At 69.3% G+C, this 14925-nt stretch carries 11 protein-coding genes; 8 read left to right on the top strand and 3 right to left on the bottom strand.

The window, feature by feature from the left end; all coding sequences use genetic code 11:
* Positions 1-5 precede the first annotated feature (5 nt).
* The 3 genes from traD to mobI all read right to left on the bottom strand — a co-directional run bounded on the left by traD (position 6) and on the right by mobI (position 4714).
* Positions 6-1826: a conjugative transfer system coupling protein TraD gene (traD, locus tag AADX97_RS00475; protein ID WP_374232869.1), complete on the bottom strand. Its 1821-nt coding sequence runs from the start codon at positions 1824-1826 to the stop codon at positions 6-8.
* Entirely contained in the window at positions 1823-4060 is a 2238-nt protein-coding gene (mobH, locus tag AADX97_RS00470) for a MobH family relaxase (RefSeq protein ID WP_374232871.1), read from the bottom strand. Before mobH ends, traD begins: the two co-directional genes overlap by 4 nt.
* Positions 4061-4141: 81 nt before the next feature.
* Positions 4142-4714 carry a conjugative transfer protein MobI(A/C) gene (gene mobI / locus AADX97_RS00465; protein WP_374232872.1) on the bottom strand — a complete coding sequence of 191 codons (573 nt, stop codon included), beginning with the start codon at positions 4712-4714 and terminating at the stop codon, positions 4142-4144.
* Between the two features lie 660 nt (positions 4715-5374).
* Here mobI and AADX97_RS00460 point away from each other — a divergent pair.
* The 8 genes from AADX97_RS00460 to AADX97_RS00425 are packed head-to-tail and all read left to right on the top strand — an operon-like array spanning position 5375 to position 14845.
* Complete coding sequence (locus AADX97_RS00460) at positions 5375-6403, top strand: ParM/StbA family protein (protein ID WP_374232873.1); 1029 nt, start codon at positions 5375-5377, stop codon at positions 6401-6403.
* Entirely contained in the window at positions 6372-6662 is a 291-nt protein-coding gene (locus AADX97_RS00455) for a hypothetical protein (RefSeq protein ID WP_374232874.1), read from the top strand. The genes AADX97_RS00460 and AADX97_RS00455 overlap by 32 nt, the downstream gene beginning before the upstream one ends.
* Entirely contained in the window at positions 6655-7761 is a 1107-nt protein-coding gene (locus tag AADX97_RS00450) for a lytic transglycosylase domain-containing protein (RefSeq protein ID WP_374232875.1), read from the top strand. The genes AADX97_RS00455 and AADX97_RS00450 overlap by 8 nt, the downstream gene beginning before the upstream one ends.
* Positions 7746-8060 (top strand): hypothetical protein, encoded by a 315-nt coding sequence (locus tag AADX97_RS00445; RefSeq protein WP_007195496.1) that lies wholly within the window; start codon positions 7746-7748, stop codon positions 8058-8060. Before AADX97_RS00450 ends, AADX97_RS00445 begins: the two co-directional genes overlap by 16 nt.
* 53 nt (positions 8061-8113) lie before the next feature.
* Positions 8114-8665: a FlhC family transcriptional regulator gene (locus AADX97_RS00440; protein ID WP_374232876.1), complete on the top strand. Its 552-nt coding sequence runs from the start codon at positions 8114-8116 to the stop codon at positions 8663-8665.
* Positions 8649-9638, top strand: coding sequence for a conjugal transfer protein TraF (locus tag AADX97_RS00435; protein ID WP_374232877.1), 990 nt, complete (start codon positions 8649-8651; stop codon positions 9636-9638). Before AADX97_RS00440 ends, AADX97_RS00435 begins: the two co-directional genes overlap by 17 nt.
* Positions 9635-11077, top strand: a complete 1443-nt coding sequence (locus tag AADX97_RS00430) for a conjugal transfer protein TraH (protein ID WP_374232878.1) — start codon at positions 9635-9637, stop codon at positions 11075-11077. Before AADX97_RS00435 ends, AADX97_RS00430 begins: the two co-directional genes overlap by 4 nt.
* Positions 11078-11092: 15 nt before the next feature.
* A complete protein-coding gene (locus tag AADX97_RS00425) occupies positions 11093-14845 on the top strand; it encodes a conjugal transfer protein TraG N-terminal domain-containing protein (protein ID WP_374232879.1) in 3753 nt (1250 codons plus the stop codon).
* The last annotated feature ends 80 nt before the right edge of the window (positions 14846-14925 follow it).

Here is a 14925-nt window from a genome sequence, read left to right as displayed (position 1 = left end):
TGTCGTCACCGCTCCGCCGGGGGCGGCAGGGGCTCGCCCAGAATCGGCAGGCGGCCTTTGGAGACGCGCCCGCCTGGCCAGCGGGCCAGATACTCGAAGTTGGGCAGCTCCCCGAGCAGCGCCGCCGGGAACAAGGGCGCTTCGGCCTCGTCGAGGCGCTCCCCGGCATTGCCGGTGTAGAGCAACGGTTGGTCGCTCGCGGTCGTGGAGCCCTGGCTCTTCACCACCGTGCACAGCCGCACCGCCGGGAGACTCTCGGCGATGTACTCCTGGGTCTTCGCATCGATCACGCGCATCGCGATCAGTCCGTTGAGGTTGCCCAGTACCTGGCGCGCCTTCTCCTCGCTGCCCATGCGCGCGGCGAAGTCCGCGAAGGTCTGGGTCGCGATGGTCAGGCGCAGACCCGCCCCGCGCCCTTTGTTGAGCAGCTGGATCAACGGATCGGAGACCGTCTCGGCGGCCTCGTCGATGAAGATGTCGGTCGGGCGCGGGTGCGCCTCGTGGTTGTAGATGGAGCCCGCCACGGCCGCCAGATCGGCGGTCAGCATCGAGCCGATCGCACTGCCCACGATGGGGTCGGAGAGACTGTCGAGACCCACGTAGAGGACCTCGCGCCGGGCGATGATCTCCCCGATCGAGGCCGCTCGCCGCGGATCGTTCGGGTCCGTCTCGTCGGGCGAGAGCAGACCCTCCAGGTGTCCGGAGGTCAGCATCACGATCACCGGCATGAGGCTCGCGACCATCTTGCCGAAATGCACGGCCTCGTGCTCGAGCAGGCCCCCGAGTCCGTCGATCACGGTCGAGGGATGCTCGCCGCGCACGCGCTCGCGGTAGAAGGCGAGCAGACCCCGCGCGCGCCGATTGGTATCGCGGGCCTTGTTGAGGTAGGGGCCGGCATGCTCCTGCCAGTGCGGCAGATGGGTGTCGAAGTAGCGCTGCAGAACACGTTCGACCAGGGCGTCCGCACCGCCTTCCAGATAGCGGCGCAGCGTCACCAGGGTCGGGCGCTCCTCCACGGCCAGCAGCCCGTGCACGGCATGGCTGAGCGCCATCTGCCCGAACGCCTTGAAGGGATCGTTGCCGGTCTCCGAGGGAATCAGTGCGGCGACCCGGCTGGCCAGCTCGGTGGCGCGCTGGAAGTTGCGCAACGGATCGAGCCGCACCGATTCCGCGGGAAAGGCCGGATGAAAGGAGACGAAGCGCTCCGGCGTTCTGGCCAGCATACAGGCACGCTCGGCGGCGGCGCGCAGCCCCCGGTCGCCCTTGGGGTCGAGGATCACGACCGCATCCCCGCGCAGCACCGCCTGGGTGACCAGGAGATCGAACAAACGCGTCTTGCCGCACCCGGTGGTCCCGACGATCAGCAGATGGCCTTCGGTGTGGGCGAGCGGGACGGTGATCTCCGCATCGGCACCGCCGAGCCCGTGGATCCAGGTCGCGCCCAGACGGGCGGGATCGCGCGGGGCGAACCGTTCGGGTCCGAGCCGGATCAGATCGAGCGCCTCCTGGGCATGTCGGGCCTCCCAATCGAACCCGCGGCCCATCCACAACAATCCCGGCCAGGAGGGTACGCGCGCGGCGAACTCCTGCGGGTCGATGAATTGTTGCGGGCGCCCCCGCAGCCAATCGCGCCGGTTGATGCCGCGCACCGTGCCGGGCAGCCAGGTCAGCGCCATCACGAGACTGCCGACCGCGAGCCACCGGAACGAGGCCGCGTTTAGATCCCACAGCTCCGCGGTGGCCCAGGACACGGCCGCGATGCCGGTCCACAGCAGCAGCGCCGGCAGCTCGAAGAGCGGGCGCCAGGGATTGGCATAGGTGCTCACGGACGCCCCGCGAGAATGATCCCGCGCGTGTCGGGGATGAAGTCCGGCTGATGCTTGAGGCGCCGCAGCAGCTTCGAGGGCGGGATGCGGTGCTCGGCGGCCAGGGCCGCAAGGGTGGCGTGGTCGATCAGCAGACCGTTCGGGAGCGCCGTCGTCGGCACCCGCCCGGCGCGGCACTGTGCCGCCAAGTCCTCGGCGAAGGCGCGGGAGGCGCTTTTGCGCGGGGGCGGTTTGGGCGGGTCGGTTGTAAGGGCGGTCGCGCCGGATGGTGCCTCGGGGGTGTCGGTGGCGTCTCCTTGGCGGCAGGGTTTGCCGGGGGCTTCGGACTCGACTGGACCGTCCGCGACAGTCTCGACTCCGAGGCCATCCGTCGCAACGCGGTCGCCCGAAGCCTCAACCAGCCGATCGAGAAGCGCCGTCACCGCGGCACTGGCCTCGACCGTAAGCATTGCCTTCATCCGCCCGTCAATCTCGCGCACTCGCAGCAAGGGGCGGCGCGGATCGATCGCGAGCAGACCGCCCTCCCACAAGGCGTGCAGGACCTCGGCGGGTTCCATCCCGATGCCGGGCACCGCGAGTGCCGTCAACCCCTCGGGGTAGGGGATCAGCAGATGGCGGTCCCGTCGGACGAGGATCTCGGCGGGGCGTTCGCCGTCCGCGATGGACCGGAGCAGCGTGATCAATGCGAGGCCGCCGTTGCCGCGGCCGGCGAGCCAGCTGAGGGCCGAGGAGGCGGGGTCGTCCGGCGTCCTCGGCTGCGGTCGAGCCTCGACCGCAGCATTTGGTACGGGCTCGGAATCGGCGCACGATCGGGGCGATGACGCCGTCGCCGCCACAGCAGCGTCCGGACCGGCCATCTGCTCCGCCTCGGTGATCGAGTCGAACGGCGCGGCCAGAGCCCCGTCGGTGCCGGGATCTGCGAGGGCATCGACGGCGCCCATGATGCGCTCGGCTGGGTCCGCATCCCGGACCGGCGCGGAGGTCGCACCGTCCTGCCAGCGCGCCACCGGCGCCGGCGGATGCCCGGCGAAGACCAACTCGGGCGAGGCGAGCAGCAGCATCGTCAGCTGCACCGGCTTGCCGTCCCTCACGAGCGGCGCCGGGGCGATGCGGCGGTAGAAGCGATCGCGCTCCTCCTCTCGATAGGTGGTCACATGACCGCGCTCGACCAGGATGTCGGCGATGGTCTCGGGGGCCTTGGGAATGCCGGGGATCTTGTCCCGCGCCAGCAGGACCGCGATGTCTTCGCCGCCTTGCGGCCAGACCACATGGAGCCCGTCGGCGAGCATCCACAGCCGTGCGCCGGGGGTGTTGACGGTCCAGGTGCCGTCGCGCACCAGACGGCGCATGGCGTCGATCAGGTAGCGGTCCACCGGCACGCCGAGCGCGAAGGCGTCGGGATCGATGCGGTTCTCGCGCAGATCGCGCGCCACGCTCGCCCGGTCGGCATTGCCGACCACCGTGCCGAGGACCGAGGAGGCTTCCTGTCCGCCCACAACCGCGATCAGGTTGGCGAGGATCGCCGGATCCCGGCTCAGCCAGGTCTTGATCTCGGGGGTGAGGATGGCGTGCACCACCAAGGTGCCCATCTGCAGATGGGCATTGTGGCGGCGCGTCTCGCGCCAGCGCAGGTAGTAGCGCTGCAGGGCGTGCCGGCGGGCCCAGTCGAGCAGCGGCTCTTCATGCGGGCACCAGGTCAGGGTGCCGTCGCGATCCGATACCGTGAGGTCGGCGACCGGCTTGCCGATATCGTGCAGCAGCCCGGCCAGACCGCTCGCGACCCGCCAGCGCGGCTCCAGGTGATAACGATCCTTGGGCTCGCGATCCAGCGCGAAGACGTGGCGCATCGACGCCTGCGCGGCGAGGAATCCCACTTCCAGGGAATGGCGCAGCAACGCGCCCGAGCCGCGGTGATGATGGGCCTCGGAGGCGGGCAGCAGATGCACGAAGGCGGCGAGGCGGCGCACGACCGGCAGGACCAGCTCGCGGTAATCCGTGTCGGTCATGCCCACCCCGTCCTGCAGACGCCGGATCAATTCGGTTTGCTTGGCGAGCAGCGCGTCCACGTCGGACGCCGGCAGGCCCTTGATGAAGGGCGGATAGCGCAGCAGGTCCTCGTCCGGATCGGGGGCCGATTCGATGATCACATCGGCACTCGGTAGGAGCGTCGGCCGGGCATGTTCGGGGCCCGATGCGGCCGGCTTGGAGCGGCGAAACAGATCGAAGAGTGTCATCCGGGCATCCTGCACCGCGCGGGATGCGCCCGGCCATGGCGATAACCGCGCGTCCGGGTCTGCTTTGCGGCGGATCGGGCGTCAGCGCTCGGCCTCATCGTCCAGACCCAGCTCGCGGCACCGTTTGGCGGCGGCCCGAAAGCGGGTGCGCACCTCGGCGAGCTGACGCGCGGCGGCGCGGATGGCGCCGAATCCCTGCTCGGCCTCCTCCACGAGCGGGCGTTGCCAGTCCCGAGCGATGCCGCGAAAGGCGCTCTTCGGGTAGCGATCCCCGTCGCCCTTGCGGATGTAGTCCGACAGATAGACGACGCCCGCGGCGGTGTGCACATGGCGGTAGGTGACCCACTCGATCGAGAAGGCGCCGGGGGTGGCCCGATTCGCCCGCTGCGGGCGCACCCGCACGCCGATGCGACCCCGGGCACTGCGCGGCAGCCCCCGACCGGCCTCCGCCAGGCGTTGCTCGAAGGCGTTGCATCCTTGCTCGGCGCGCTCCTGCAGGGCAGCCAGGTTGCGCGCGATCCAGGCGTCGAGCGCCTCCGCGATATCGCTCGGTGCGGAGTCCTCCTCGGCGGCGTCGTCCTCCTCCGCGTCCCTGCCCGCAACGCCGAGCGGGCCTGCCCGGAAGGCTGCCTCGAGCGTGTGGGCAGGCGGCACGCCGTCCGGGCGTTCGCACCCTCTTATCTTTGGTGAAACAGCGCCCGCTGTTCTCCCTTGCCGCGGGAGGCTTCCGGTCAGGGCAGGCAGTTCCGTCGCCCCTCGGTCGGTCGGCGCGTCGCACTCTCCTCGTGCAGAGTGGAACCCTTGATTTAGGTCTTCCATAGTGCCGTTCGGTCGTCGTGCCATGGGTTGATCCCTGATCGTTCGGGACGGGCGTTCGTATTCGCTCATCCATCGGGTGGGTGTCGCCGGAGGGCGCAAAACGCCGCTCGGGGTTTCATTCGTGGATCCCTGTTCTCCACTGCAGGACCGCAAAAGCGGACGCCGCGTTCTCACCGATCGGCATTCCCGTTTCATATCCGGAACCTATCCGCTATGCGGGTCGCGTTTGTTTCGCTTTCCCGCGAACGGCGGCCGTTCTCCATTGCCGTCGGGCGCAGGGAGGTTAGCACGCGTCATGCGTCGGGCACCGCCCGGAAAGACACCGTTTTCGGTCATTTAATTGGCTGGCGTTGCACCGCCTCGACGCCAAGAATGCGGAGCGTTCGCTGTCGCCTTTTTGTGCGCCGATCGCGAATCTCTTGTGAACCTTGTCATTGGAATGCATCGGTTCGGCGACGACGTGAAGCGCGTTCGTGTACCGCCAGTGCATTCGGTGTGAACCAATTGGGCGGAGCCATGTACGTCGTCGGACTCGATATCGGCTATTCGAATGTGAAGATCGCCGCTGGGCCTCGCGGAGCGCTGCCGCGACTGATCCTGCGCCCGGCCGGAGCCGCTCCCCTGGAACGTCTCGGCGAGCGCATCGGCGCGGACTCGGAGGGCGGGAGCGCGACGGGCGAAGTTGCCGAGCGGCCGGTCCCGGTCGATCTGGACGGCGTGCCCTGGGCAGCGGCGATCGAGCCCGAGCGCTTCGAGGACTGGCAGCGCCCGCTGCACGAGGACTATCCGGCGACCCCGAGCTACCACGCGCTGGCCCTGGCCGCGCTGCAGCTGACGGGGCAGCGCGCCATCGACCTGGTCGTGACCGGATTGCCGGTCGCCCAAGCTGGCGACGTGCGCCGTCGGGAGCGGCTGAAGCGCCTCCTGACCGGGCGGCACGGCCTCGGCGAGGCGAGCCTTGAGGTCGGCGAGGTGCGGGTCGTTCCGCAGCCGATCGGCGCCTACCTCGATCTGGTCTATACCGCCACGGACGAGGAGATCCTCGAGCGCATCGAGACCGGCACCGTCATCGTGCTGGACGCCGGCTTCTATTCCTTCGATTGGGCGCTCGTCGTCAAAGGGGAGCTGCGCCGCAGCGCCAGCGGCACCAGCCTGGAGGCCATGTCGGTGCTGCTGGAGCGGGCCGCACAGGAGGCCGCGGCCGAGGCGGGCGGAAAACCCCAGCCGCTGGGGCTGGAGGCCGCGCTGAGGGCCGGACGATCGCACGTGCTGCAGGCCGGACATCGCCTGTCGGTGCCGAGCCTGATGGGGCGCGCGGCCGGTCCGGTCTGTGCGGTCGCGCTGGAGAGCCTGCGCCGATCCCTGCGCCGCGAGAGCGCGAGCGTGGATCTCGTGTTGATCGCCGGGGGCGGCGGCAGCCTCTATGTGCGTGCGGCGGCCGGGCTGTTTCCGGGCGCGACGGTCGTGGTGGCCGCGGATCCGATCGCTGCCAATGCGCGCGGGTTTCATCGTTATGCCGGCTGAGGCGCGTTCCGGCGATCCGTTGCGCGCCGTGGTCAACATCGGCCCGTCCCAGCCCGAGCTGCTGGAGGATCTCGTGCAGCTGCCCAAGCGCTCGCGGGCCGCCCGGCTGCGTCACCTCGCCGCCGTCGGGCTGTTGGCGATCAAGGGCGGAGCCGGCGTGCTCGCCAAGGTCGCACCGGCTCCGTCGACGCCTCCCGACGCGTCGGCGCAACGGCGCCGGGATCGGCTCGTCGGTCGGCTGGGGCGCGTCGATGATTAGACCTGTCTGGTTTGTCGGTGTGCTCTGCGCCGTGCTGGCCATGTCTGCGCCGGTCCATGCCGCGCCTGGAACAAACGACGGCGCACCCGCCGGCACACCCGCCGGCGCCGCCGAATCACCGTTGCCGCCGGTCTGGGCCGAGCCGGCATGGGCGCACGGCATCGAGCCACGTTTACTCTACGCCACCGCGCTCTCGGCCAGCGGGCGGATTGCGAACGGTCAGGCCTCGCCGTGGCCTTGGACGCTCGTCATCAACGGCCGTCGGTTCCACTACGCCACCCGCGAGGACGCGCAACGCGCCTTGGAGGCCACGTCGACGGACGAGGCGACAGACCTTGCCGTCGGGCTCCTGGCCGTGCCGGTGCGCAACCTGTGGTTCGGCGGCACGCCCGCCGAGCTGCTCGATCCGGAGCGCAATCTCGCGCGCGGGGCCGCACTGATCGCTGTCGGCCTGCGCGCCTATCCGAGCAACCCGGCCCGCGGGATCGGTCAGTATCGTGCCGCGTCGGACACCGCTGCCGAAACCCTCGGCGCGCGGATTCTCGCGCTCGCCGAGGCGCTGAGCGAGCCGGACGGCGGGCTTGCGCCGTCTCCTGAACAGCCTCCCGCGTCATTGCCCGCGTCTTCCGGCGCTCCGGCAGCCGGCCCGCGCATTCGCACCGTCGTTGCACACCGTCATGCCCGGTGCATCGCCCCGGACAAACAACCCGTGGCGGCCCTCGTGGAAGCCGCCGCGCGCCGCCACGGCGTGGATCCGGCGTTCGCGCTCGCTATCGCCCGGCGCGAAAGCGCGTTCCGCCAGACGGCGGTCTCCCCGAAGGGCGCGACCGGCGTGATGCAGCTGATGCCCGCGACCGCCGCCCGCTACGGCGCGAATCCGCGCGATCTGGAACAGAACATCGACGCCGGCGTGCGCTACCTGCGCGATCTGGCCGGGATGTTCGACGGCGATCCCGCGTTGGTCGCCGCCGGCTACAACGCGGGGGAGGGCGCCGTGATCAAGCACGGCTACCGCATCCCGCCCTATCGCGAGACCCGCACCTATGTCCCCCGCGTTCTCGAATCCCGATCGGAGTATCTGCAATGCCGACAGCCCTGATGCCGCACCCCGGAATCCCCGACCTGCAGGACACCGTGCGACGCTGCAATCGCCTCTATTGGATCGGCGCACGGGATGCCGCCCGGGTCTCGCCGCAGGTGGCCGCAACGCTGTTCGGCGTCACCCCGGAGCTGGCCGAGTGGCTCGGCGGCGCCACGCTCGAGGCGGTCCTCGATCTGGCCGAGGCACCCGTGGTGACCTTCCGCGCGAGCCTCGACGCACCGCTCGCCCGGGCGCAGGTGCCGCCGGCCCTGCGCAATCTGCATCTGGCGCTGCGTGCCGCCGGGGGTGCGGGTTGAGCGCCGATCCATTGAAGCCCGGCCCGATCGCCCTCGGGTACGTCCGTGCACACGTGTGGGATCCACACCTCGCCCGACACGACGCCGAGACGCTTGCACTCGCCTTGCTGCGGCACGGCGCACGGGTCGGGGTCGTGCATTGGGCCACGGGTCTGAAGAGCACGGTCCTTGCCGGCTGGTATCGACAGCTGCACGGGCAGGCGCCGCCGCGCGGTCCGCTGCCGGACAGTGCCGGGTCGATGATCCGCACCCGCACCGAGCACGCCGCGGCTTCGCTTTTCGGCGTGGTCTATGCCGAGCACCGTCGCGACGGCGCCCTCGGGCGCATGATCGACCCGCACGGGCTGGTGCGCGCCTACGAGCTTTATCTGGCGCTGATCGACGGCCCGCATGCGGGTGTGCTGGGCATCAACCAAGCCTGGATCGTCGCGCGGGATCTGCGCGCCGGGCTCGCCGCGATCGCCTGGTGTCCGTCCTGCGAGGCCCGTTACATCGCCATGCGCGACGCGATCCTGATCGGCTGTCCGCTGTGCGCCCTCTATGCGCGGGCCGGCGGACGCGCCTCTCCTCGGCGAGCAGGGCACCCCGATGCGACCTCGCGCTGACGCCCTCGCCGCGGGCCTCCTGGTCGCGCTGACGGCCGCGCCGACGCCGGCGGCTCCCGCGGGCGGCTTCTACGCGCGCGATGCCGAAGGCTGGTTCTGGTATCGGGAGCCGCCGGTCCCTGCGCCGATCACGGAGCAGCCTCCAAAGCCCATCGAGGAGACGCCGTCCGAACCCGTCGCGGCGTCACGGCCGGCGCCGGAACCGATCCGGGCGCCGGCGCCGCTGTCCGCCCAATGGTTCCGCGAGCACCTGGACACCTACCGCGACCGCGCCATCGACGATCCGTCCCCCGAGAACGTGGCGGTCTACCTGCACCTGCAGCGCATCGCGATGGACAAGTCCTCGCGGTTCGCCCGGGTGTCCGAGCGCGTGGTGCAGGGCGATCCCGTCCTCGACGAGATCACCCGCCGACCCACCGCCAACTTCGGGGCGAATCTGGCCGACAAACAGGCGAGCGCTGCCGGCGATGCGCTGCTCGAACGCCTCGCCGGGGAGACCGCGCTCTGGTTCTTCTTCCGCTCGGACTGTCCCTATTGCGATGCGCAGGCACCGCTCCTGGAGGCCCTCGCGCAGCGCTACGGCTTTACGGTGCTGGCGGTGTCGCTCGACGGGGCGGGCCTTGCGGACGGGACGTTTCCCGCCTTCCAGATCGACCGCGGTCAGGCCGAGGCGCTGGGCGTGATCTCCACCCCGGCGATGTTCCTCGCCCGCCCGGATCAGGGCGCGCTGGCGCCGATCGCCCAGGGACTGCTTTCGCTCGCCCAGCTGCGCGATCGCATCGTCCTCGCCGCCGTCCAGGCCGGTTGGGTCACCGAAGCCGAGGCGAGCCGCATCCGATCGGGTCCGGCCGATGCGCGCAGCACTGCCGCGACCCTCGCCGCACTCCCCGAGGACCCGACCGCCTTGCTCGAGGCACTGCGCGCCACCGTTCTTCCCGACACCCGATCCGATTCCAGTCAGGCCACCCGATGAAGATGCGATTCGCACCGACCCTTGTCCTGATCGCCGTGACGGCGACACCCGCCGTCGAGGCGGCCGGCATCGCCACCCAGTCGAGCGTCATGTTCGACAGCATGGTCAATCTCACCAACCCCTCCGCGCACATGGGGCAGCGCCGCGGCGCCTTCTCGGGCGGGTCGGTGGTGAACCGCAATCGCCTCATGAGCGAGTCGCTCTGGCATGTCGTGCCGCCGTCCTTCGAGGCCGGCTGCGGGGGCATCGACATGTTCGCCGGCTCCTTCAGCTTCATCTCCTCCGATCAGTTCCAACAACTGATGCGCTCGATTGCGGCGAACGCGACCGGCTACGCCTTCGAGGTCGCCCTGACCGCCATGTGCCCGACCTGTGTCGAGGTCATGGAGTCGCTGCAGCGCAAGCTCCAGGCGCTCAATCAGGGCTACGCCAACTCCTGCCAGCTCGCCAAGGGTCTGGTCAACGACGTGGCGAGCGCCTTCGACGTGCAGCACAAGGACAACACCTCGCTGGTGGCGATGGTGAAGGGCTTCGGCGACGTCTTCGAGACCCGCAGCCTGACCTCCGGGGAAAGCCCGGTGAACCAGGTCGCGAACAACCTGACCGAGGAGCAGCGCGCCGAGGCCGATCTGCAGGGCAATCTGGTCTGGCAGGCGCTCAAACGTCAAGGCGCGGCCGGCTGGTTCGTCGGCGGCGACGATGCCCTGCTCGAAGCCATCATGAGCGTGACCGGCTCGGTCATTCTCGGTCCGCCCGAGCCCGCGCCCGACGGGGCCGGGGACAACTTCCGGGTCACCCCGCTGCCGGGCAACCTCATGAGCGTGCGCGATCTGCTCTGGGGCAGCAGCGCGCACGAGGACACCGGGCCCGGTCAGAGCACCGTCAACCATGTCGTGCGGCGCTACAGCTGCAACGACACCGCGGTCAACGGCTGCATGGCGCCGAGCGTGATCGCCGATACCCAGACCGTGGGGTTGGTGCAGTACACCGATCATCTGCTGCTGGGCGATCCGAACGTCGCGGGCAGCGTCGGTCTGGTGCAGAAGTTTCGTCTGGGCGCGAGCGCACCGACCGCCCGCGAACAAGCCTTCATGGAGCTCGCCCCCAACGGCATCGGGGCACAGCTGCGCAACCTCGCCCGTCACGACGCGGGTCTGGCGCGGATCTTCGCCAAGCAGGCGGCCCCGGTGATCGCGCTGGAAATGGCCCAGCTGATCATGTCCGACCTGCTGCGTGCCGCGGAGAGCGCACTCGCGATGGGTGGAAGCGCCTACACCGCCAAGGTCGCCGAGCAGATCAAGGGCGCCCGCGAGCAGGTGTATCGCGAATACGCCGTCCTCGCCGAGCGCTACGGCAACGCCCAGACCCTGCTTGCCTACTACCAAGACTTGTCCGCCCAAGTGAAGGGCCGGGCCGAGTCCACCCCCGACCAACGCTGAGGCACGGCGGCTTCCATGTTCGAAATCTATTCCATCGGCGACGCCGCCTACCTCGCGGCGGTCCTCAATGCGGTGGCCATGCTCATGGGCACCGGCCACATGAGCCAGCTCGCCGGGGTCGGCTTCCTGATCGGCGTCATCCTGGTGACCTTTCAGGGCCTGGTGCAGGCGCGCGCACCTCAGTACCAGCAGATGCTGATCGCGCTGGTCATCTACCTGGGCATGTTCGGTCCGAGCGCACGGGTGAGCGTGGAGGACCTCTACTCCGGAGCCGTGCACCGGGTCGACAACGTCCCCTTGGGCGTGGCCGCCGTGGGCTCGGCGCTCTCGCAGGTGGGGTACGGCGTCACCCGGCTCTTCGAGCAGGCGTTCTCCACCCCGGCGATGACCGATTACGGGTTCGCCGCACCCCTGCAGATCCTGCAGAGCGTGCGTGCGGGCACCCTCTCGCGCGCGCGGCTCGGTGCGGCCAACAGCCCGACGCCGGGCGCCGACATCGAGCGTTCCTTCGTCAATTACATTGCCGAGTGCGTGCTCTACGAGGTCGACACCGGACAGCGCTCCCTGGACAGCGTGCTGCGCGATCCGAGCTGGACCGGCGCCCTGGCCGTGGCCAATCCGATGCCGACCACCGAGCTGTGGTTGGGCGGGGCCCCGACGGTGAAGGAATGCGACGATGCCTGGGCGGATCTGTCCGCCTACACCACCACCGAGTTCCTGCCGGCGTTGCGCGGCTCGCTGGCGGCGACCCTCGCCGTGCAGGCCGGGGAGGTGGACAACGCCGTGCAGACCGCTCTGGATGCCGTCGCCGGCGCCGGGGTGGATGCGCAGAACTACATGGTGATGTCGGTGGCGGCGAGCGTCCTGCCCAAGGGCGAGGCGCAGGTGTGGGAGGAGCTCGGGCGCTGGGAAACCGCCGCGACCATCACCCAGGCGGCCCAGCAGCGCAACACCCAATGGGCCGCCGAGGAGACCCTCTTCGCGCGTATCGTGCGCCCCATGATGACCTTCTTCGAGGCGTTCCTGTTCGCCGTCTCCCCGCTGATGGTCTTCGCCGTCGGGCTCGGCACCATCGGCATCCGGATGATCGGCAAGTACCTGCTGTTCGGCCTCTGGATCCAGCTCTGGCAGCCGATCCTCGCCGTGATCAACCTCTACATTATCCTGACGACCCAAGGCAAACTCGACGCCCTGCGCAATGCCGGGATGGGCAACCTGGAGCTGCCCTCGATCTTCGCGTTGTGGAAGCTCGACTTCATCCTCTCGGATTATCTCGGGGTCGGCGGGATGCTCGCGGCGAGCACGCCGGCGATCTCCTTGATGCTGATCTACGGCTCGGCGGTCACCGCGACCCATTTGGCCGGACGCCTGCAAGGCGGCGACCACATCAACGAGAAGATCGCGAGCCCCGATGCGGTGAACCCCGCGGCCGCCCTGTCGATGGGGTCGCTCAAGACCCATGCCCCGCTCACCGGTACGACGACGCCGAACGCCAATTCCGTGCTCTGGTCGGCGGATGTCGGCGGGAGCCTGCAAACCAGCCTGCGATCCAGCGCGCAGTCGGTGGCACAGGCGAGCACGCGGTTCTCCTCCTCGCTGGCCGGCACTGCGACTGCGTCGGCGTCGAGGTCCGGCGAGTCCTTTGCCTCACGGTCCATGAACTGGGACTACGGGGCGACAGGGAGTGCGACGGATCGCGCGATCATGAGCGAGGCGCGGGGGTTCACGGACAAGTATGAGAGCAGCGGCGTCAGCACGCAGCAGATGGCGGGGATCATTGCCGGAGCCGTCGCGGCGAAAGGCCGCACGGGTGCGGGCCAGGCTGCGCTGGCGGGCGATATCGGCACCCAACTGCGCAGCCAATACAATGTGTCCGAGCAGGTCGCCGACACCATGGCGACCGATATCGCGCGCCGTGTCTCGGGCGATTCCGGTTTCGAGGCGCGTCTTGCCGAATCAATCCGCGCCGACTCCCAATCCGGCAGCCGCAACGTCTTCGCGGAGCGGCTCTCCAGCGACGAAAGCGCGCGGTTGGAGAAGGACGCAGCCGATGTGGTCTCCTCCTCGCGTTCGCTGGAACGCGAGCAGTCCTTGGCGCGCCGCTACGGGGCCATGGGTACCTACGGCGCCGCCGAGATCGGCAATGCGATTTCCAACGATCCGGAGCTCATGGATCGGCTGCACCGGGAAATCGACCGGCGCAATCTGACCGGGGATCACCAGCAACTCTCGGGCTCATGGGCTTACGCCCGCAACCTGAACCGCGACGCGGCGAGCGCTGCGGCCGGTGTCGCGCTGTTGATCGGGCATGCGGACGGAACGACCTTGCGGCGATTCACCCCCGCGGAGGCGCAGAGCGCGAAGGAGGCCGGGTACGGCATTCTGGCGGACACCTTCGGAACACACGCGCCTTCGGTGAACCCGCACGGCAACGATGATCTGCGCGAGTCCGCTCCGCGCTTCGGCGCCGCTCGAGGCGCTGTGGAAAACGGCGATGTGCGGGATCCTCGCGAGAACGTCGCAGGCCTGCGTGGCGACATCGAGGCGCACGGGCGTTCGGTTGAAACCCGGTATCGGCCAAGTGCCGCCGACAACTTCCACGCCGCCAACCGCGAGTCGGCAGCAGAGGGCCTTGCCGCCAGACAGGATCAGGTGCGCGAGCAGGTGCGCGAGCGCATCGGGGCGGAGATCGACCGGCGTGCGATCTTGCCGCGCCCGGCAGCGCAGGCCGTCCACAACGAAGTCGGGGGCACGTTCGTGAAGCTTGCGGACTCGGGGGCTTTGGCCCGCGCAGGAGCAAGTGCTGCCATTGGGCAAACCGTCGCGGCCGCGAAGGCCTTCGGCTCCACCCTGGCGAGCGGAGGCGATGTCTCCGCGGCGGTCGCCGCCGGACGGGAGGCTGCAGGAGGCGAGGTCGGCTGGACGCAGGCACGGGGCGCCATGATCGACGCCCGTCTGCAGCAGGTTGCCGGCCACGGCCTGACGGATTCCCAGCAGACCCTGTTCCGGGAAGCCACGAATTCCGTGTTTGCCTTCGCGCCGAGCGACGCGCAACAGGCGGCCCGTCAAGCGGTCATCGACGAGGCGGGAGGCGGCGCGAGGGGTCAACATGTGGCCGACCTCGTCGAACGCTCGGCGGTGTCGCGCGACGACAGCGATCTGCGCTTGATCGGCACCTACAATACGCAAGGCATCGGCGCAAAAAAAAAGACTGATGGACCGAGCGGCGCTCCCCGGCCAAGCGGAACCCCGGTCACGGAACGCAGCGTGACACCGGGACCTCGCGGCGAGGTGCTGGATCTGCTGGCCCGACCCGAATCACGCGGCAACTACAACGCCTGGTTCGGCAAGGCCGACCAGAACGAGATCGACCTGACCCGGATGACGGTCTCCGAGGTACGGGCGCTCCAGAGTCGACTCTTGGAGAGCGGAAACGGAGGTTCGGCGATCGGTCGCTATCAGATCATTCCGGACACCTTCGACCGGTTGATCGATCGGATGGGGTTGACGGGCGAGGAGTTGTTCAGCCGTCAACTCCAGGATCGGATGGCATTGCGACTCGCAAACGATGCCGATATGAGCGGCTGGATGCGTGGTCGGATCACCGATCACGACTTCGCCCACAACTTGTCGCGCATCTGGGCCGGGCTACCCAAGGATGCGTCGAACGAGAGCTTCTATCAGAAAGACGGTGTCAACAAAGCCCGCATCGATTACGGTGTCGTGATCGCGATGCTCGGTGAGATTCGCGAGCGATCGGGGTCCTGAAGTGTCGTCTCGTCGAGGTTGAAGGGCCTCTTCACTTCGACCCCACGGCACTGTCCCGATGAAGTTTCAAGAGCGGATCG

It is taken from the genome of Thiocapsa sp. C2-2m, assembly GCF_041903745.1.
In the GTDB taxonomy this organism is placed as follows: domain Bacteria; phylum Pseudomonadota; class Gammaproteobacteria; order Chromatiales; family Chromatiaceae; genus Thiocapsa; species Thiocapsa roseilacustris.
Note: the sequence above shows the minus strand (reverse complement) of the source record. Positions and strands in the feature narration are given on the sequence as shown.